This window comes from Rhizobium lentis (genome assembly GCF_014200175.1).
GTDB classification, from domain to species: domain Bacteria; phylum Pseudomonadota; class Alphaproteobacteria; order Rhizobiales; family Rhizobiaceae; genus Rhizobium; species Rhizobium mulingense.
Genome location: NZ_JACHBD010000010.1, coordinates 133363 through 151094, shown reverse-complemented (window position 1 = coordinate 151094; position 17732 = coordinate 133363). Strand labels below are relative to the sequence as shown.

16 protein-coding genes are annotated in these 17732 nt (G+C 63.5%); 8 read left to right on the top strand and 8 right to left on the bottom strand.

Going from position 1 to position 17732, the window contains the following annotated elements; all coding sequences use genetic code 11:
• Nucleotides 1–45: 45 nt before the first annotated feature.
• The 5 genes from GGI60_RS22645 (at nt 46) to GGI60_RS22625 (ending at nt 4091) form a co-directional block, all read left to right on the top strand.
• Entirely contained in the window at nt 46–816 is a 771-nt protein-coding gene (locus tag GGI60_RS22645; protein WP_183918676.1) for an SDR family NAD(P)-dependent oxidoreductase, read from the top strand.
• A complete protein-coding gene (locus tag GGI60_RS22640; RefSeq protein ID WP_183918675.1) occupies nt 816–1730 on the top strand; it encodes a 2-dehydro-3-deoxygalactonokinase in 915 nt (304 codons plus the stop codon). The genes GGI60_RS22645 and GGI60_RS22640 overlap by 1 nt, the downstream gene beginning before the upstream one ends.
• A gap of 13 nt (nt 1731–1743) precedes the next feature.
• Entirely contained in the window at nt 1744–2376 is a 633-nt protein-coding gene (locus GGI60_RS22635; RefSeq protein WP_183918674.1) for a 2-dehydro-3-deoxy-6-phosphogalactonate aldolase, read from the top strand.
• A gap of 4 nt (nt 2377–2380) precedes the next feature.
• Nucleotides 2381–3268 (top strand): SMP-30/gluconolactonase/LRE family protein, encoded by an 888-nt coding sequence (locus tag GGI60_RS22630; RefSeq protein ID WP_183918673.1) that lies wholly within the window; start codon nt 2381–2383, stop codon nt 3266–3268.
• A gap of 217 nt (nt 3269–3485) precedes the next feature.
• On the top strand, nt 3486–4091 hold the full coding sequence (locus GGI60_RS22625; RefSeq protein ID WP_183918672.1) for a PRC-barrel domain-containing protein: 606 nt from the start codon (nt 3486–3488) through the stop codon (nt 4089–4091).
• Nucleotides 4092–4257: 166 nt separating this feature from the next.
• On the opposite strand, the gene GGI60_RS22620 is transcribed toward GGI60_RS22625, so the two are convergent.
• The gene (locus GGI60_RS22620; RefSeq protein ID WP_183918671.1) at nt 4258–5622 is read right to left on the bottom strand and encodes a putative bifunctional diguanylate cyclase/phosphodiesterase; all 1365 of its coding nucleotides are present in this window, start codon (nt 5620–5622) and stop codon (nt 4258–4260) included.
• Between the two features lie 164 nt (nt 5623–5786).
• Nucleotides 5787–7517 (bottom strand): response regulator, encoded by a 1731-nt coding sequence (locus GGI60_RS22615; protein WP_183918670.1) that lies wholly within the window; start codon nt 7515–7517, stop codon nt 5787–5789.
• A gap of 184 nt (nt 7518–7701) precedes the next feature.
• Here GGI60_RS22615 and mutL point away from each other — a divergent pair, with 184 nt between their 5' ends.
• Together mutL and GGI60_RS22605 are read left to right on the top strand one after the other, a co-directional pair.
• A complete protein-coding gene (mutL, locus tag GGI60_RS22610) occupies nt 7702–9519 on the top strand; it encodes a DNA mismatch repair endonuclease MutL (RefSeq protein WP_183918669.1) in 1818 nt (605 codons plus the stop codon).
• A 67-nt stretch (nt 9520–9586) separates the two neighbouring features.
• Entirely contained in the window at nt 9587–9817 is a 231-nt protein-coding gene (locus GGI60_RS22605; RefSeq protein ID WP_183918668.1) for a DUF2093 domain-containing protein, read from the top strand.
• A gap of 48 nt (nt 9818–9865) precedes the next feature.
• Here the strand turns inward: GGI60_RS22605 and lpxK are convergent, their stop codons facing one another.
• The 6 genes from lpxK to GGI60_RS22575 form a co-directional block, all read right to left on the bottom strand.
• Entirely contained in the window at nt 9866–10909 is a 1044-nt protein-coding gene (lpxK, locus tag GGI60_RS22600) for a tetraacyldisaccharide 4'-kinase (protein WP_183918667.1), read from the bottom strand.
• Between the two features lie 114 nt (nt 10910–11023).
• Nucleotides 11024–11746 carry an HAD family hydrolase gene (locus GGI60_RS22595; protein ID WP_183918666.1) on the bottom strand — a complete coding sequence of 241 codons (723 nt, stop codon included), beginning with the start codon at nt 11744–11746 and terminating at the stop codon, nt 11024–11026.
• 9 nt (nt 11747–11755) lie between these two features.
• Nucleotides 11756–13075 carry a lipid IV(A) 3-deoxy-D-manno-octulosonic acid transferase gene (gene waaA / locus GGI60_RS22590; RefSeq protein WP_183918665.1) on the bottom strand — a complete coding sequence of 440 codons (1320 nt, stop codon included), beginning with the start codon at nt 13073–13075 and terminating at the stop codon, nt 11756–11758.
• Nucleotides 13076–13260: 185 nt separating this feature from the next.
• The gene (locus GGI60_RS22585; protein ID WP_004673745.1) at nt 13261–13509 is read right to left on the bottom strand and encodes a DUF4170 domain-containing protein; all 249 of its coding nucleotides are present in this window, start codon (nt 13507–13509) and stop codon (nt 13261–13263) included.
• Nucleotides 13510–13572: 63 nt separating this feature from the next.
• The gene (locus GGI60_RS22580) at nt 13573–14382 is read right to left on the bottom strand and encodes a 3'(2'),5'-bisphosphate nucleotidase CysQ (RefSeq protein ID WP_183918664.1); all 810 of its coding nucleotides are present in this window, start codon (nt 14380–14382) and stop codon (nt 13573–13575) included.
• Between the two features lie 29 nt (nt 14383–14411).
• Complete coding sequence (locus GGI60_RS22575) at nt 14412–15758, bottom strand: TldD/PmbA family protein (protein WP_183918663.1); 1347 nt, start codon at nt 15756–15758, stop codon at nt 14412–14414.
• 119 nt (nt 15759–15877) lie between these two features.
• Here GGI60_RS22575 and GGI60_RS22570 point away from each other — a divergent pair, with 119 nt between their 5' ends.
• Entirely contained in the window at nt 15878–17692 is a 1815-nt protein-coding gene (locus GGI60_RS22570) for a monovalent cation:proton antiporter-2 (CPA2) family protein (protein WP_183918662.1), read from the top strand.
• The last annotated feature ends 40 nt before the right edge of the window (nt 17693–17732 follow it).

Genomic DNA, 17732 nt, shown 5'->3' with positions numbered 1-17732 from the left:
AATTAAGTTCCGAATAATGGAACAACACCTCTTCGGGAGAAGACGATGACCGCGACGTCAGCCCAGTTTCCGGAGTTCAAAGACCGAGCCGTGCTCGTGACGGGCGGCGGATCGGGCATCGGCGCGGCGATCGTCGAAGGTTTCGCGCGCCAGGGCGCCAAGGTGTCCTTCATCGACATTGCCGAGACCGCCGGGCGCGCACTTGCCGAGAGGCTGTCGCGTGAGACGGCGTATTCGGTTTCCTTTTATCATGCCGACTTGCGCGACATCGCGGCGATCCGGCGCACCGTCGATGCCGTCGTTGCCGCTTCCGGGCCGATCCGGGTGCTCGTCAATAATGCCGCCTGGGACGACCGCCACGAATTCGACGCGGTCACCGAGGCCTATTGGGACAACAACCAGGCAGTCAACCTGCGGCATGTGTTTTTCGCCTCGCAGGCTGTGGCGCCATCGATGCGGTCCGCCGGTGGCGGCGCGATCATCAATATGTCGTCGATCGCCTTCAAGCTCAACATGGGCGGTTTTCCCTCTTATGCGGCAGCGAAGGCTGCGGTCGTCGGATTGACGAAGAGCATGGCCGGCAGGCTCGGCCCGGAGAATATCCGGGTCAACTGCATTCTGCCCGGTATGGTCGTCACCGAACGGCAGATGCAGCTCTGGCTGACCGAAGAGAGCATCGCCCGCTCAGTCGAGCAGCAATGCCTAAAGGTCGCGCTCAAAGCCGATGCGATTGTCGGCCCCTGCCTGTTTCTTGCATCCGACTGCGCGGCTGGAATGACCGCCCAGTCCCTGATTGTCGATGGAGGCATTCTGTAATGACGAATCCCGCTTATGTCGCGGTGGACTGGGGCACCAGCAGCTTCCGGCTGTGGCTCATCGGCCGGGACGGCAGCGTCCTTGCCGAGCGCCGCAGCGGCGAAGGCATGACGAGCGCGGCAAAAACCGGCTTTTCCGCCGTACTTGCCAGCCATCTCGCCGCTGTCGAGGCACCGGAAAATCTGCCGGTTATCGTCTGCGGCATGGCCGGCGCCAGGCAGGGCTGGATCGAGGCCGGTTACGTCGACGTGCCCGCGCCGCTTGCCGCCATCCTCACCGGCGCGGTCTCCGTGCCCGGCGAAAGCCGCGACATCCGCATTCTGCCGGGCCTTGCCCAGCGGCAGGCGGCGACACCCGACGTCATGCGCGGCGAGGAAACCCAGCTTCTCGGCGCACTCGGCAGCACCAGTGCCGGCGCCCAGGCGGTCTGCATGCCCGGCACGCATTCGAAATGGGTGCATGTCAGCGACGGCAAGGTCAGCGGCTTTTCCACCTTCATGACCGGCGAACTCTTCGACGCGGTCAGCAAACACACGATCCTTGCGCATGCCGTTGCCGGGGCCGAGGCGCAGCCGGCGGATGCGGCGGCCTTCGAGGCGGCGGTCTCGGCCGCCTTCGCGCGCCCGGCTCTTGCCTCCAACCTGCTGTTTACCGCTCGCTCCGGCCAGTTGCTGCACGGGATCTCCGCCGCTGCCGCGCAAGCCCGGCTCTCCGGCACGCTGATCGGCCTCGAAATCGCCGGCGCGCTGCAGGATGCCACCGACTCAGGCATCATCCTCGTCGCCTCCGGACGCCTGCAGGCGCTCTACGAACAGGCCTTCAAAATCCTTTCCCTCGCCTTCACCGCCATCGATGCGGACGCCGCCGTGCGCCGCGGGCTGTCGGCCGCCGCCGAAGCCATCTGGCCGAATTGAGAAAGCTGACACGATGAACCGTATCCCCTTCCCCGATATGAAGCGCCCGCTGATTGCCATCCTGCGCGGCATCCGGCCGGACGAGACCGAAAGCGTCGTCGGCGCGCTGATCGACAACGGCCTGACGGCGATCGAGATTCCGCTGAACTCGCCGGAGCCGTTCAAATCCATCGAGATCGCCGCCAAGATGGCGCCGCCTGAGGTGCTGATCGGCGCCGGCACGGTGCTGACGGTCGAGGCGGTCGACAGCCTGAATTCGGCCGGCGGCAAGCTGCTGGTGACGCCGAATGTCGAACCCGAGGTGATCATCCGGGCGCGCCGATACGGCATGGTGACGATGCCGGGCGTCTTCACGCCGACCGAGGCACTGGCCGCAGCGCGGGCAGGCGCCACCGGGCTCAAATTCTTTCCGGCGAGCGTGCTCGGTCCCTCCGGGATCACGGCGATCCGCGCGATCTTGCCGCCGGAACTGACGATTGCCGCCGTCGGCGGCGTATCGGACAAGAATTTCGCCGATTACACCAAGGCCGGCATCTTCGCCTTCGGCCTCGGCACCAGCCTCTACAAGCCGGGAATGAGCGCGGCAGAGGTTGCCGAGCGTGCCAAGACGACCATTTACGCCTATGATGCAGCCATAGGAGCGTGAAGGTATGACCGACATCTACGAGTTCGAAGGCAAGACCCTTTGCAACACCAATTCCGTCCTTGGCGAAGGGCCGACCTATGATCCGGACAGCAATACGGTCTGGTGGTTCAACATCCTCGGCAAGGAGTTGCACGAACTCAGACTGGCGACGGGGGAAAAAAAGGTCCACCCGCTGCCGGTGATGGCAAGCGTGCTCGCCCGCATCGACGCCGGACGGCAGCTGATCGCGACCGAAGAAGGGCTTTTCGTGCGCGATCTCGCAAGCGGCAACCTCACCTTCTACGCCGCTCTCGAAAACGACAGGCCGGAAAACCGCTCCAATGACGGCCGCACCCATCCCTCCGGCGCACTCTGGATCGGGACGATGAGCAAGCGGGCGGAAAACCAGGCCGGCGCCATCTATCATGTCGCTGGCGGCAAGGTGACGAAGATCTTCAATGGCATCAGCATCCCGAATTCGATCTGCTTCTCGCCCGACGGCGCGATCGGCTACTACACGGATTCCCGCATCAACCGGCTGATGCGCGTCATGGTCGATCCGCACACCGGCCTGCCGGCGGGCGAGCCGATCGTGCTCGTCGACAGCATGAACGAGCCCGGCGACATCGACGGCTCGGTGGTCGATGCCGACGGCTATATCTGGAATGCCCGCTGGGGCGCCGGCGTCGTCGATCGTTACAATCCCGATGGGCTGCGCATCTCGCGCTACAAGGTTCCCGCCGTCCAACCCTCCTGCCCGGCCTTCATCGGCGTCAATGCCGACCGGCTGGCGGTGACGACAGCCTGGGAAGGGCTCGACGAGGACGCCCGTTCGGCCCAGCCCTCGGCCGGCGCGCTGCTCGAACTCGGCATCGAGGTCAAGGGTGTGTTCGATCCCGTCTACGTCATCTGAAGACGGCGCCTTGGGACCACAATTCGAGGCGCCCCCGAAAGGGGGGCGCTTTTTCGTTTCAGCCGCCATCCGTGGATAAAAGTTCCGTGAAAATCGAGAAATTTTCCGTGTTTTCAACCGGAACCAATCGGCGCACCACTCATTTTCCCTAGGAACCGGCGTGGCAAGGATCATTGCCGGGTCGCGCTCACTCTAGGGAAATGAAAGTAGGTTCGAAATGACACGCAAACTTTTGACGACCGTTGCCGCTGGCGCGCTGTTTGCCACGGCTTTCGCACCAGCGGCATTCTCGCAGACCGCGCCGCAGCCTGCGGATCCCGCTGCTCCAACCCAGGCAGCGCCTGCTGATCCGGCAGCGCCGAAACCGGTCACTCCTGATGTCACCAAACCGGCAGGCGATGCCGCACAGGCTCCGGCCGCAACCCCGAGCACCGATATGGCTCAGGGCACTTATTTGACGGAGCAGGCTCCGGACCAGATCAGCGCCAACACCTATATCGGCCAGTCGGTCTATAACGCCAACAACGAAAGCATCGGCAGCATCAACGACCTGATTCTGAAGAAGGACGGCGGCATCATTGCCGCGATCGTCGGCGTCGGCGGCTTCCTTGGCATTGGCGAAAAGGATGTTGCCGTTCCGATGGAAAAGATCACGGTCGCCCAGAACACCCAGGACGGCAGCCTCAAGCTGACGACCACCGAAACGGCCGAATCGCTGAAGGCCGCGCCTGAATTCAAGACGCTGGCAATGCAGGCCGCAGAAAAGGCCCCGGCCGCAACCGGTACCGATACGACGGCAACCGGCTCGACCACGCCTAAGTAAACCACGCGCGGTAGTATAGCGTAGGCGATGGCGCTCCTAGGGGCGCCATCGCTATTTCTGTTTCGCTTGATGGCAAAGCGAAACCGTTGCACTTTTGCTGGAATTGGGCTTGCCTGCTCTACGCAATTCCGGACGCAAAACCGCTGTGCACTTTTGCTGGAATTGCTTATGCGCTGACGCGCTCGGCCATCGCCGCATCGTAGTAGTTCTCGTGCAGGAAACGCAGTGTGGCGATGCCGTCGGCCGGGCGGCCGAAATGATAGCCCTGGCCCATGCCGCAGCCGAGTGTGCGCAGTTTCACCGCCTCGGCGTAATCCTCGATTCCCTCGGCCACGACTTCCAGTTCCAGGCCGTCGCACATGGCAAGGATCGCCTTGATGATGTGTTCGGAGGCGCGGTCGGAATTGATGCGCGAGACGAAGGCGCGGTCGATCTTGATCTTGTCGAAGATGAAGTCGCGCAGGCGCCCGAGGCTCGACTGGCCGGTGCCGAAATCGTCGAGCGAGATGCGCACGCCGGCGGCGCGCAGATCGGCGATGATGCGGTGGGCGGTGTCGGCCGAACCCATCACCGCCGTCTCGGTGATCTCCAATTCCAGACGATGCGGATCGAAGCCGACCCGGCCGAGGATCGACAGGATGCTGCCGCTCGTGCCGGGATCCATCAGCTGCGCCGAAGAAAGATTGAACGACAGGAACAGTTCGCGCGGCCAGGAGAGCGCCGCTTCCGCGGCCTTGCGCAGCAGCGTTTCCGACAGGGCGTCAATGAAACCGCGCTCTTCGGCGAGCGGCACGAAGACGCCGGGCGAAACGAAGCCGAGATCGGGATCGTTCCAGCGCGCCAGCGCCTCGAAGCCGACGACCTGATTGTTTGATAGCGAGACGATCGGCTGGAAATGCACATCGATCGCGTCCGATATGATGGCGTTTCTCAGCGCCTGCTCCAGCTGCGTGGCGCGCTTCATCTCCTGGGCGATCTCGCGCGAATAGACGGTGATCTGGCCGCGGCCGCGGCGCTTGGACCGATAGAGCGCCGTTTCGGCGCTCTTCAGCAGCTCCTCGCAGTCCTCTCCGGCAAAAGGATAGATGGCAAAGCCGAAGGAGGCGGAGAGACGGACGTTGCGATCGCCGAGATCATAAGGCGCCGACAGCACCTCGCGGATCATCTGGCCGAATTTCTCCGCGCTCGCCCGTTCGAAAATCAACGGCAGCACAAAAGCGAATTCGTCGCCGTCGTGACGGGTGACCAGCGCGCCGTCCGGAATACAGGCCTTGAGGCGATGGGCGACTTGGCAGAGGATTTCATCGCCGGCCGACGAGCCGAAAAGATCGTTGATCGGCTTGAAGCTGTCGAGATTGGCAATGCCGATGGTGAAGGGAGCCGGATCGCTGGCGCGCTCGGCAGAAATCTGCAGGACCTTTTCGCGCATGCGATTGCGGTTCCCCAATCCGGTCAGCGGATCGGTATAGGCCATCGCCTGAAGCTCATTGTGACTCACGGTCAAGGAAGCCATGTCCGCCGATTTCTTCATGCAAACCCGAGCTTTCCTCCGCAGCCGAGCAAAGAATGACCGGCATTTCTTAACAATTCGCTAGTAAATCAGCTGCTCGGACAGCCCGATTCGCCCTAAATTTAGGAGCTGACGCTATCGGCGAGACCAGGATGCCGTCATGAGGAGACGGCCATATTTCAGTATCACGCGCTCGTTCGAACCCGGGCGCCCTCTTCCACCAGATATTTCTGAAATATCGCCTCGAGCATGTCGGGGCTGACGGGTTTCATGATGACATCGTCCATACCCGATTTGACGCATTCGGCTCGATCGCGCTCGAAGGCCTGGGTAAGCACGCCGATGATCGGGGTGCGAGCTGCGGCCCCGACTTCCTCCATCTGCCGGATCAGGCGCGCGGCTTCGAAGCCGTTGAAGCCCGGCAGGGAAATATCCATCAGCACCACCTGCGGCCTGTGTTCGGCCCAGAGGCGCACGACCTCGTCGCCAGTCGCAGCGATCATATGGCGATAACCGAGTCCCTCGAGGATCTGTGTGAAGACGATCTGGTTGATATCATTGTCTTCGGCGACGAGAACCTGCAGGCCGACCATGTCATCGGAGATGCTGATTTCCCAATCGGCATCCGTGCCGGCGCCGTCGTTGCGGCTGTTGCGATTGAAATGGCGGGCGATCTGGAAGGTGAGTTCGTTGGCGATCTGGAAGCCGTCCATGACGAGCGCCGGTATGCCGTATTGCTCGGAGAGCTCGAGGCAGCGCATGCCCATCTGATTGTCGATGATCAAGAGATCGAGCGAGATGCCGGAGGAGGTGGCGATTTCCAGGAAGCGCTCCTCCTCGTCCTCGCCGCGCACCGAACAGGATTCGAAACCGTATTTCGACAGCGTGCGCAAGGCCGCGGCCTCGGCGGCGAGGTCGGCGGTGACGACAAGGATCTTGCGGCCGGAGAAATTCTCCGGAACGATCGCTTCCATCGCCGCCGGCTCGCGACGCTCCACCGCGCTCGGCACCGGCACATAGGCGCGGCGATAGCTCTGGTTGGCGGATGTGGTCATCGCCGAGGCGCGGTCGAACTCCTCGAGATCAGCGCCGTCGCGCGGCAGGTCCTGCGTCGTCGACACCAGGAAATAGCGACCGGGCTTGCCGATACGGTGCTTGCGGCTGACGATGTCACGCTCGATGCCGTCTCGGGAGATCTGTCGCTGGCGGGAGATCGACATCTCGCCGGTTTCCAGCACGTGACGGTCGCTTTCTTCGAAGCGTTTGGCGATCTCGGGCGAAAAAAGATCGCCGCTCTTGCGTCCGAGCACCTCGTCGGCGGTGGTCTGGTACTTCTCGCAGAAGGCGAGATTGACCGCGACATAGGTAAGATTGCGGTCCTTGACGAAAAGCGGAAACGGCAGATTGTCGAGAATATCCTCGGTGAGCTGCACCCGTTCCAGATCCGAGCGCCACTGCTCCTCGCGCTTCTTGTCTTCGGAAATGTCCGAGACGATGGTGACGCCGTAACCGCCCGGCAGCCTGCGCTTGACGAAGCGGACCCAGCTGTCGGCGCCATGACGCTCGACCGCATCGAAGCGCTCGCGCCAATGCGAGGCAATCTTCTGCGACAGCCAGTCCTCGCGGCTGAGCGAGCCGCCCTGCCTGACATCATATTGCTGACGAACGCCGGTATCGTAGATCGCGCCCAGGAAATCGCGCAGCCGTGTGCCCGGCTTCAGCATCTCGGCCGGCAGCGGGAAGAATTCGAGGATCTGGCGGCTTGCGAAGATCAGGTGATCGTTCTTGTCGTAGATGATGAACGCTGCCGAAAGACCGTCGCATACGACATCGAAAAGCGCCGTCTGCAGATCGGCCTCGGCGGGAGTCCCGTCGACTTCCGATGACGTGTCCGCCTTTTCGAAGCCGGCACTCATTCTCTTGCGTCCCACATTTGTTCGATTTTCGCAGCTTCCGGAGGTATATGAATAAAAATGCCATTTTTCTGTTAAAACCGGCTTAACACCGCCGATCAGTCGAAACTGGGGAGCCACAGATCACGCTTCTGTAAAGCCTATGGAATCCCCTTCCCTCCAGCCCGCGAATCCCCGAAAATAGCCCATGGCCATCAGACAGCTCTCCGAAACGCTCATCAACCAGATCGCCGCCGGCGAGGTCATCGAACGGCCGGCGAGCGCTGCCAAGGAACTGATCGAAAACGCGCTCGACGCCGGGGCGACGCGCATCGAGATCGCCACGGCAGGCGGCGGCAAGGCGCTGCTGCGGGTGAGCGACAACGGCTCCGGCATGGAGGCGGCCGATCTGGAACTGGCGGTCCGGCGCCACTGCACCTCGAAGATCTCCGAGACGCTCGAGGATATCCGCACACTCGGCTTCCGCGGCGAGGCGCTGCCGTCGATCGGTTCCATCGCCAGGCTCAGCATCGCCAGCCGCAGGCGCGACAGCGCCGGCGGCCACGAGATCACCGTTGCCGGCGGCAAGATCGTGCATCTCCGGCCGGCCGCCGCCAATCCCGGCACCATCGTCGAAGTGCGCGACCTGTTCTTCGCCACGCCGGCGCGGCTGAAATTTCTGAAGAGCGAAAAGGCCGAGGCCGGCGCTATTACCGAAATCGTCAAGCGCATGGCGATTGCCTTTCCCGCCGTGCGCTTCGTGCTGTCGGGTTCGGACCGCACGACGCTGGAATTTCCGGCGACGGGCGACGATCATCTGGCGCGCATGGCGCAGGTGCTCGGCCAGGAATTCCGCGACAACGCCATTCTCCTCGATGCCGTGCGCGAGGATATCGCGCTGACCGGCTTTGCCGGTGTGCCGACCTTCAATCGCGGCAACTCCGCTCATCAATATGCCTTCGTCAACGGCCGGCCGGTGCAGGACAAGCTGATCCTCTCGGCGATCCGCGGCGCCTATGCCGAGACGATTCCTTCAGGACGCTATCCGGTGGCGGTGCTGTCGATCACGCTTGATCCGGCTCTCGTCGACGTCAACGTGCATCCGGCTAAATCCGACGTGCGCTTCCGCGACCCGGGCCTGGTGCGCGGCCTGATCGTCGGCGCCATCCGCGAGGCGCTGGCGCGCGATGGCAGCCGAGCAGCGACAACAGGAGCGAGCGAGATGCTGCGCGCCTTTCGCCCCGGCTTCCAACCTTTTGCGCAGCGGCCGCAAGCGCCATGGTCGGCCGAAACCTCGCCCTTTCGGCCCTACCAGCCGGCAAGCGGTCTCAGCGAACGGCCGCAGGCCTCTTTCGACGGATTATCAATGCCGACTGCGCGGGCCGAGCCGCCGCCTTCGCCGCAGCCGGCCGCGCCCGAACCGGCCTCTCCCGAAGCAACCGGGCGCTATCCGCTCGGCGCGGCGCGAGCGCAAATCCATGCCAACTACATCGTCGCCCAGACCGAGGACGGGCTCGTCATCGTCGACCAGCATGCGGCACATGAGCGGCTGGTCTTCGAGGCGATGCGCAAGGCGCTCCACTCGAAGCGGCTGGCCTCGCAGGTGCTGCTCATCCCTGAGATCATCGATATTCCCGAGGAGGATTGCGACCGGCTGATGCAGCATGCGGCCGAGCTTTCGGAACTCGGCCTGGCAATCGAGCGCTTCGGTCCCGGGGCGATCGCCGTGCGCGAAACGCCGGCAATGCTCGGCGAGGTCGATGCCCATGGCCTCATCCGCCAGCTTGCCGACGAGATCGCCGAATGGGACACGGCGTCCGGCCTGTCGGCAAAGCTCGAATATGTGGCGGCGACCATGGCCTGCCATGGATCAGTTCGCTCCGGACGGCGCCTGCGGCCGGAGGAAATGAACGCGCTGCTGAGAGAAATGGAAGTGACGCCCGGCTCCGGCCAGTGCAATCATGGCCGGCCGACCTATATCGAATTGAAGCTCAGCGATATCGAGCGGCTTTTCGGCAGAAGCTAAAAAAGCTGGCAAAGCCGCTGCTGCGGGAGTATGGCAGACGCATGACAGGCAGCAGGGAACGGAGCGCATGAATTTGTTCGAAGGGCACGGAAACCGCGAGGCGAAGATCCGCTATCTCGACGGCGATTTCCAGATTGTCTCGCCCGGCTCCTATGTCGTCTGCGCGATGACCGGAAAACAAATTCCGCTTGACGAACTGCGCTACTGGAGCGTCGCCCGCCAGGAACCCTATGCCGACGTGATCTCGGCGATCGAAGGCGACAAACGCGCCGGCGTGCTGCCGAACCAGCGGCGCTAAAGCAGGCGCGTCGCGATTGTTCAGAGTCGCTGCTTGCGCTTCAGGTCTTTATTTTTTCGCCTTCATCTCCCGCAGGCGCCGTTCGCGGCAGGCGACTATTGCCCGGTCGATGATTAAGCCTGGAGCGAGGTGATCGTCGAAGACCATGTCCACTTCGATGACCCGGCACTTTTGCGCCAGCTCTTCCGACTTGCCGTGATGGCCGGACAGGCGGACGAAATCCTTCGCGGTGGTGACGATCAGAAGATCCTGGCGCTCGGCTGTCGTCAGGATATCGCCGATCTCTTCCTCGGTCAGGTGCTCGTGGTCGCCGAAGGTCTTGGCGACTGTGATTTCGGCGCCGCGCGATTCGACGGTACGGAAGAATTTGGCGGGATCGGCGATGCCGGCAAAGGCCAGCACCCTGACGCCGGCGAGCCTATCGGCGCCGCGTACCTTGAGCGATGCTGTGAAATAAGGCTTTGCCGCGCGCGCCGCCATGCGGACGATCCTGTCGGCTGCATGGCCGCCGCCGACCTTGAGCAGAGCCGTCGCCGAGCGCAACTGCTGGCGGATCGGGGCGCGGACCGGGCCGGCCGGCACGATATGGCCGTTGCCGAGACCGCGCGTCGCGTCGATGACGAGCAGGGCATAGTCGATCGCCAGCCGGGCGCTCTGGAAACCGTCATCCATGATGATGAGGTCGGCGCCTTCCGCGACCAGGCGCCGAGCCCCCTCGATGCGCCGCCGGGAAATCACCGTCAACGCCTCCTGGGCAAGCAGCAGCGGCTCGTCGCCGACGGCGACGGCCCGGTGATGATGAGGATCGACCACCGTCGTCACGTCGAGCGAGCCGCCGTAGCCCCGGCTGAGAAAGCCGGGTTTCAGGCCTTTCGCCTTTGCGGCGCGGGCGATCGTCAGCGCCGTCGGCGTCTTGCCGGCGCCGCCGACGGTGAAATTGCCGACGCAGATGACGGGAATGGATACGGAGGCGCGGCGCGCATGGGCCATTCGGTAGCCGGCGACACGGCCGTAGAGAAAGGAAAGCGGCGCCAGTATCCAGGCCCGCCAATCGGCTTTCCTCCACCAGAACGGCGGCGCTTCGGATATCATCGTGCCGTCCCGCTCCCCTGCCCGGCTTCAGAACCGGCCCCTTGCTTTTCGACCGGCCGGATTGAGAAGCCAAAACCGGTGAAAATGCAAGTCCTTGCCAAGATCGCGCGCGGTTTAAGCCGGTTGCAGGTCCGGCAGCAATGACTCGATGGCCGTGATATCGTCGAGCACATGATCGGCAGCGGCGGCAAGCGAATCGCGCGAGCCGGTGCCGGTCAGCACCGCAATCCTGAGCCCCGTCCCGGCATTCAGGCCCATATGCAGATCATGATTGTTGTCGCCGACGATCGCGACCTCTTCCGGCAAAAGACCGGTCGCGGCGCAGAAGCCGAGCACCATGCCGGGTTCCGGCTTGACGCCGAAACCGCTGTCGTAGCCGGCGATGTAATCGACATAGCGATCAAAACCGAAGCGTTCGGCCGTCTGGCGGATGGAGCGCTCGTTGTCGCTAGAGGCGACGCCGAGCTTGAAGCCGCGCCGATGCAGCCTTGCGAAGAAGCCGGCAAGATCGGTCACCGGCACGGAAAACTCGGCAGCGCCGGAAAAGAGATCGTCGAGGCGGGTCGTCAGTTCGCCGACATCGACCATCGAGCCGGCGGCGACGAGCCCCTCGGCAATCTGTCGGGTATTGCCGGCAGCGAGTAGGCTGTCGGGAACGATATGGCCGGTCTGAGGATCCATGCCGCAAGCGAAAAGCAACCGGTCTGCGAGAAGCGGATCGCCCTCGGCGGCGATGCGGGCAAGCTCGCGATTGACCGGCAACCAGCTCTCGTCATAGTCGAGCAGCGTGCCGTCCTTGTCGAAGAGGATCCCTTTGATACGCGCCGGGCCTGACATCGCGCCTCCTCAGAGCTGGGCGACGGCTTTGGGCAGCAGGCGCGCCTTGACCGTCAGCGGATTGATATAGGGTTCCAGCCCCTTCACCGTCGCCGTGAGCGCGCCGCGCATCTCGTGCACGGTGGCGATGCCGGCTTCGATCATCTTGCGGCGGGCGTCGTCATTGATCAAAAGGTAATGCACACCCTTGGCCAGCATTTCGGTATCGCGCACCATGCGGGCGCTGCCGCTGCGGGCAAGCTTCTGATAGGCCTCGCGGAAATTCTGAACATTGCCGCCGGAGAGGATGGCGCAGCCAAGCATGGCCGGCTCCAGCGGGTTTTGGCCGCCTTCGGCAAACAGCGAACGACCGACGAAGGCGATCTCCGTCAGGCGAAGATAAAGGCCCATTTCACCGATCGTATCGCCGAGGAATATATCGATATCGGCCGACAGGACGTCGTCGCGGGTGCGGCGGGCGACCTTGAGGCCCTGCTTGACCAGAGCCGCCTCGATCTCGTCGCTGCGTTCGGGATGGCGCGGCACGATGATCGTCAACTGGCGGTCACGTTCCTTCAGGGCGCGATGGACAATGCCGGCGGCATTCTCCTCGCCGTCGAAGGTCGAAATCGCCGCCCAGGTCTTACGATCGCCGATCTGCTTCTTGTAGCGGGCGAGGACAGCGCTGTCATAGGGCGGAGCGTCGGTATCGACCTTGAGATTGCCCGAGGTGATGACGGGAACGGCGCCGAGATCGCGGAAACGCTCGGCATCGACATCGGACTGGGCGATGACGAGGGCGAGATTTTCGAACAGGGCTTCGGCAATCGCTGGGCGGCGGCGCCAGCGGGCAAAGGAGCGGTCCGACATGCGGGCATTGATCAGGATCTGCGGAATGCGGCGGCGGCCGAGCTCCAGCACGGTTGCCGGCCAGATCTCGGATTCGGCGATGATGGCGCAATCGGGCTGCCAATAATCGAGAAAGCGGCTGACCGACGGCTTCAGATCGAGCGGCACATATTGATGGATCGCTTCATCACCGAGGCGCTCGGCGGCGAGCCTGGCCGAAGTGATGGTGCCGGTCGTCAGGATGACGTGAATATCGCGGCGGCGGATTTCGCGGATCAGCGGAATGACGGCATTGGTTTCGCCCACACTTGCGGCATGAAACCAGACGAGCGGGCCTTGCGGCCGGTTGGCGCTCGGATAGCCGAAGCGTTCCAGGCGGCGCGCGCGGTCTTCCTTGCCCTTGGCCGTGCGGTAGGTGATATAAAGGCCGACGACCGGAGAGGCTACGGTTCCCGCCAGACGATATGCGCTCAGACCGAACCGCGCCATCCGGGAGCTCATTGCGCCAGCCTCCGATCCAAGACGATCGACATCAAACCCATTCCCTGATTATCGTTGCGGCCGAAATGGCCGATTAATTTGTTCAGAATGCGTCAAACGATCCGGATCGACGGCGCCCGATGCAGCAAGCCGGCGCGACCGATGGCAGCCGCCGCCGGCACTTGGTGGGGAATCGATGGCCGAGGTCAGTGGCCGCCGGCCTTTTCCTGCGGATCGAGCAAACGATGCATGTGGACAATGAAATAGCGCATATGCGCATTGTCGACCGTCTGCTGCGCCTTCGCCTTCCAGGCCGTCAGCGCCGTGGCATAATCGGGAAAGATGCCGACGATATCGAGACCCTTCAGGTCACGGAACTGGACGTCATCGAGACTTTCCAGTTCGCCGCCAAAAACGAGATGCAAAAGCTGCTTCTTGTCACCGGACTCAGTCATTTTCTTGTTCTCTTTCTGCCCATTCTCCTCCGCCACCCCATCTGCGGGATTTTGACGGAAACGTCAACTGTCTCGTCGCCCGGCAAAGGCCGCAAGGAACTCATCGATGCGAGGCGCCGGCGCCGCACACAGCACCTTGTGGGTGACTTCGGAGCGATTATAGACGACCGGATTCCCGTCGAGGTCGACGAGGCGGCCGCCGGCACGGCTAAGGATCAGATCGGCGGCGGCAAGGTCCCAATCATGTGAATTGCCCTTGACGAAGGTGGCTTCGAGGCGGCCGTCCGCCACCATGGCGATGCGATAGGCAAGCGACGGAACATGTTTTTCGCGCCTGACCCGCTCGCGGAACGTCGCGGGAAGGGTCTTCAGCACGTCTTCGCCGATCGCCAGCCGGCTCGTCTCCTCCGGCCCTGCGGCGGAGACGATGAAGGGCTCGCCGTTCTTCAGCGCCGCGCTGCCATCGGCGGCCTCATAAAGCTCTTCGAGCGCCGGGGCGTAGAGCACGCCGGCGACCGGCCGGCCGCGATGGACGACCGCGACGCTGACGCACCAGACCTTCTGCCCGGCGAGAAAAGCGCGTGTACCGTCGATCGGATCGATAATGAACAGCGTCTCGCGCGAGAGGCGCTCGGCATCGTCCTCCGTTTCCTCCGACAACCAGCCGTAATCCGGACGGGCCTTGCGCAGGATCGACTCGAGCGTCTTGTTGGCGGCGAAATCGGCAGCGCTGACGGGCGAGCGATCCCCGTTCTTCCACCAGACCTCGGGAGACTGGTTGAAGAAGCCAAAGGCGACCGCGCCGGCCTCCTTCGCAGCCTCGGCGATCAAGGCGAGATCGCCCTGCCAGCGGAGCTTTTCGCTATCGCTCATCGCGTCAATCACTTCCTTCTCGCCGCTCCTCACTGTCCCGCGAGGGTCATGCCTTCGATGGCGAGGGTGGGTGCGGCGACGCCGAACTTGCGGTCGACGTCGTTTGCCGGCGTCAGGCGCATGAACATGTCCTTGAGGTTCGAGGCAATCGTCACCTCGGAAACCGGGAAAGTGAGTTCGCCGTTCTCGATCCAGAAGCCGGTGGCACCGCGGCTGTATTCGCCGGTGATCATGTTGACGCCGTGGCCGATCAGTTCGGTGACGTAAAAGCCGTTGCCGACGCTGCGGATCAGCTCCTCCGGCGAGATGTCGCCGGGTTCGAGGGCGAGGTTGGTGGAGGACGGCGAAACGGCGGTGCCGCCGCGCACGCCGCGGCCATTGGTTGGAAGGCCGAGCTCGCGGCCGGTCGAGGTCGAAAGGAACCAGTGCTTCAGAACACCGTCCTCGATCATCGCCAGCCGCTCGCCGGACACACCCTCGCCGTCGAAGGGCCGCGAGGCGGGGCCGCGCACGATCAGCGGATCGTCGGTGATCGACAGGCCCGACTTCAGCACCTGCTGACCCATCCTGTCGCGCAGGAAACTGGTCTTGCGGGCGACGGCGGCGCCATTGATCGCGCCGGCGATATGGCCGACGAAGCCGCGGGCGACACGCGGGTCGAAGATGACGGTGACGTTCTTGCCGGTCGGCACCTGGCGCGGATTGATACGCTTCACCACCCGTTCGCCGGCACGGCGGCCGATGTCGGCAGGGTCGTCGAGCTCGGCATAATAGAGGCGGCTGTCGAAATCATAGTCGCGTTCCATGCCGGTGCCTTCGCCAGCGATGACGCTGACGGAATGGCCGAACCGGGAGCCCATATAGCTGCCCGCAAAACCGTGCGAGGTGGCGAGGACAAGGCCGCCCATGCCGGCGGATGCGCCGGCGCCGGAGGAATTGGTCACACCTTTGACCGCAAGGGCCGCAGCCTCGGCGGCAAGAGCCGCCTCGCGCAGCATCTCGGAGGACACCTCTGTGGCATCGAACAATTGCAGGTTGGGATATGATTTCGCAAGGCTCGCCTCATCGGCGAGGCATGCGAAGGGATCCTCCGGGGAAACCCTGGCCATGGCGACGGCGCGTTCGGCAAGCGCCTGCAGATCGAAGCCCGGATTGGCCGAAACGCTGGCGACGCGTTTGCCGATGAAGACGCGCAGGGAAAAATCATCGCTTTCGGAGGATTCCGTTCCCTCGACCTTGCCAAGACGAACGCTGACCGATTGCGACCGCGAGCGAACGACGACGGCGTCGGCGGCGTCGGCCCCTGCCTTCCTTGCCAGATCGATCAATTGACTTGCGCGGGAAAGAAGTGTCGAGGAATCGATTTCAGAGGACATGATTTGGCCTTTCCTTCGGCTTCCATTTATTGTGCACTCTCCCATGCATCAAGGCCGCCGCCGCCGATTCTTTATCAGAGCTGCCGGATGTTTCCCGCCACCTGAAAGAAATTGCCAGCATGTCAGCGCCCAATGACCTTTTTTCCGAAACGATCCTGCTGCTCGGCGGTGCGGTGGTCGCCGCTCCGATCTTCAAGAGGCTCGGGCTCGGCACCGTCCTCGGCTATCTTGCTGCCGGCATCGTTATCGGTCCTGTCTTCCACGGCATTACCGACGGCGAACAGATCCTCGGCGTCGCCGAGCTCGGCGTCGTCTTCCTGCTGTTCATCATCGGGCTGGAATTGAAGCCCAGCCGCCTCTGGCAGATGCGGCGCGACATTTTCGGCCTCGGCACGGCGCAGGTGGTGGTGACGGGGCTGGCGCTGACTGCGCTTGCCTTTCTCTCCGGCGTTCTCGACTGGCGCGGCAGCATCGTCGCCGGCTTCGGCCTGGCGCTGTCTTCGACCGCCTTCGCCATGCAGATCCTCGAGGGCGACGGCGACGTCAATACGAGATACGGGCAGCGTTCCTTCTCGATGCTCTTGTTCCAGGATCTGGCGATCGTGCCGCTCTTGGCGCTGATCACCGTCCTCGACGGCAGCGACAAAGCCAGCAACGCACCGCTGACCGATTTTGCGGTCGCCGTCGGCGCGGTGGCGGCGATGGTCGTCGCCGGACGCTACCTGCTGACGCCGCTCTTCCAGGTCATCGCCCGCACCGGCGCGCGCGAGGCAATGATCGCTGCCGCCCTCTTCGTCGTCATGGGATCGGCAAGCCTGATGCAGCTTGCCGGACTTTCAATGGCGATGGGTGCCTTTCTCTCCGGCGTGATGCTGGCCGAATCCTCGTATCGGCACGAGTTGGAGGCCGATATCGAGCCGTTCCGCGGCGTACTGCTCGCCATCTTCTTCATCGCCGTCGGCCTGTCGCTGGAGCTCGACGTTCTCTTCGATAATGCGCTCTTCGTCATCGTCGCCGTGCCGATCGTCATGGCCGTCAAGGCGACCATCATCTATGGGCTCTGCCGGATCTCCGGCTCGCCGCACGATGACGCGATCCGCATTGCCTTCCTGCTGCCGCAGGGCGGTGAATTCGGCTTCGTGCTGTTCACAACGGCGGGAGCGACCGGGCTGATGTCGACGAGCACGGCATCGCTGCTGGTGGCGATCGTCACGCTCTCCATGGCGCTGACACCGATCGGAGCGGCCCTTTCGAAGCGGCTGCTCAGCGGCGACGCACAGGAGGAGCTGGACGAGGATTTCGAGGGTGCGGGCGCCGACGTGCTGATGGTCGGCTTCTCGCGCTTCGGCCAGATCGCCGCCCAGATCCTGCTTGCCGGCGGGCGCAGCGTCACCGTCATCGATTTTTCGGCCGACCGCATCCGCCAAGCCTCCTCCTTCGGCTTCCGCATCTATTTCGGCGACGGCATGCGCAAGGACGTGCTGCGCTCGGCCGGCATCGACCGGGCAAAGATCGTGCTCGTCTGCACGCAGAAGAAGGAGATCACCGACAAGGTGGTGGAACTGGTGCAGGCCGACTATCCGCACACAAGGCTCTATGTGCGCTCCTACGACCGCATCCATTCGATCGAGCTGCGCAACAAGGGCGTCGATTACGAGCTGCGCGAAACGCTGGAATCGGGCCTGCTCTTCGGACGGCGGACGCTGGAGGCGCTCGGCGTCTCCGAGGTCGACGCCTATGAGATCGGCGAGGATATCCGCAAGCGCGACGAGGCGCGGCTTGCCCTGCAGGTCACCGAAGGGTTGCAGGCCGGACGCGACATGCTGTTTTCCCATCCGGTGCGACCCGAACCGCTGGTCAAACCGAAGCGCGCCGCCGATCTTTTCGAGGAAGACCCGCTGGCGGGCACGGCGGACGCGACAGCGGACGCGTAGAACGACATCGCTCAGACGGTTGCTACTGCCAGATCCTGTC

What these genes read in the sequence shown, in the direction of transcription:
- GGI60_RS22645 (WP_183918676.1), top strand. Translation starts at nt 46, where the DNA reads ATGACCGCGACGTCAGCCCAGTTTCCGGAGTTCAAAGACCGAGCCGTG.
- GGI60_RS22640 (WP_183918675.1), top strand. Translation starts at nt 816, where the DNA reads ATGACGAATCCCGCTTATGTCGCGGTGGACTGGGGCACCAGCAGCTTC.
- GGI60_RS22635 (WP_183918674.1), top strand. Translation starts at nt 1,744, where the DNA reads ATGAACCGTATCCCCTTCCCCGATATGAAGCGCCCGCTGATTGCCATC.
- GGI60_RS22630 (WP_183918673.1), top strand. Translation starts at nt 2,381, where the DNA reads ATGACCGACATCTACGAGTTCGAAGGCAAGACCCTTTGCAACACCAAT.
- GGI60_RS22625 (WP_183918672.1), top strand. Translation starts at nt 3,486, where the DNA reads ATGACACGCAAACTTTTGACGACCGTTGCCGCTGGCGCGCTGTTTGCC.
- GGI60_RS22620 (WP_183918671.1), bottom strand. Translation starts at nt 5,622, where the DNA reads ATGAAGAAATCGGCGGACATGGCTTCCTTGACCGTGAGTCACAATGAG.
- GGI60_RS22615 (WP_183918670.1), bottom strand. Translation starts at nt 7,517, where the DNA reads ATGAGTGCCGGCTTCGAAAAGGCGGACACGTCATCGGAAGTCGACGGG.
- mutL (WP_183918669.1), top strand. Translation starts at nt 7,702, where the DNA reads ATGGCCATCAGACAGCTCTCCGAAACGCTCATCAACCAGATCGCCGCC.
- GGI60_RS22605 (WP_183918668.1), top strand. Translation starts at nt 9,587, where the DNA reads ATGAATTTGTTCGAAGGGCACGGAAACCGCGAGGCGAAGATCCGCTAT.
- lpxK (WP_183918667.1), bottom strand. Translation starts at nt 10,909, where the DNA reads ATGATATCCGAAGCGCCGCCGTTCTGGTGGAGGAAAGCCGATTGGCGG.
- GGI60_RS22595 (WP_183918666.1), bottom strand. Translation starts at nt 11,746, where the DNA reads ATGTCAGGCCCGGCGCGTATCAAAGGGATCCTCTTCGACAAGGACGGC.
- waaA (WP_183918665.1), bottom strand. Translation starts at nt 13,075, where the DNA reads ATGAGCTCCCGGATGGCGCGGTTCGGTCTGAGCGCATATCGTCTGGCG.
- GGI60_RS22585 (WP_004673745.1), bottom strand. Translation starts at nt 13,509, where the DNA reads ATGACTGAGTCCGGTGACAAGAAGCAGCTTTTGCATCTCGTTTTTGGC.
- GGI60_RS22580 (WP_183918664.1), bottom strand. Translation starts at nt 14,382, where the DNA reads ATGAGCGATAGCGAAAAGCTCCGCTGGCAGGGCGATCTCGCCTTGATC.
- GGI60_RS22575 (WP_183918663.1), bottom strand. Translation starts at nt 15,758, where the DNA reads ATGTCCTCTGAAATCGATTCCTCGACACTTCTTTCCCGCGCAAGTCAA.
- GGI60_RS22570 (WP_183918662.1), top strand. Translation starts at nt 15,878, where the DNA reads ATGTCAGCGCCCAATGACCTTTTTTCCGAAACGATCCTGCTGCTCGGC.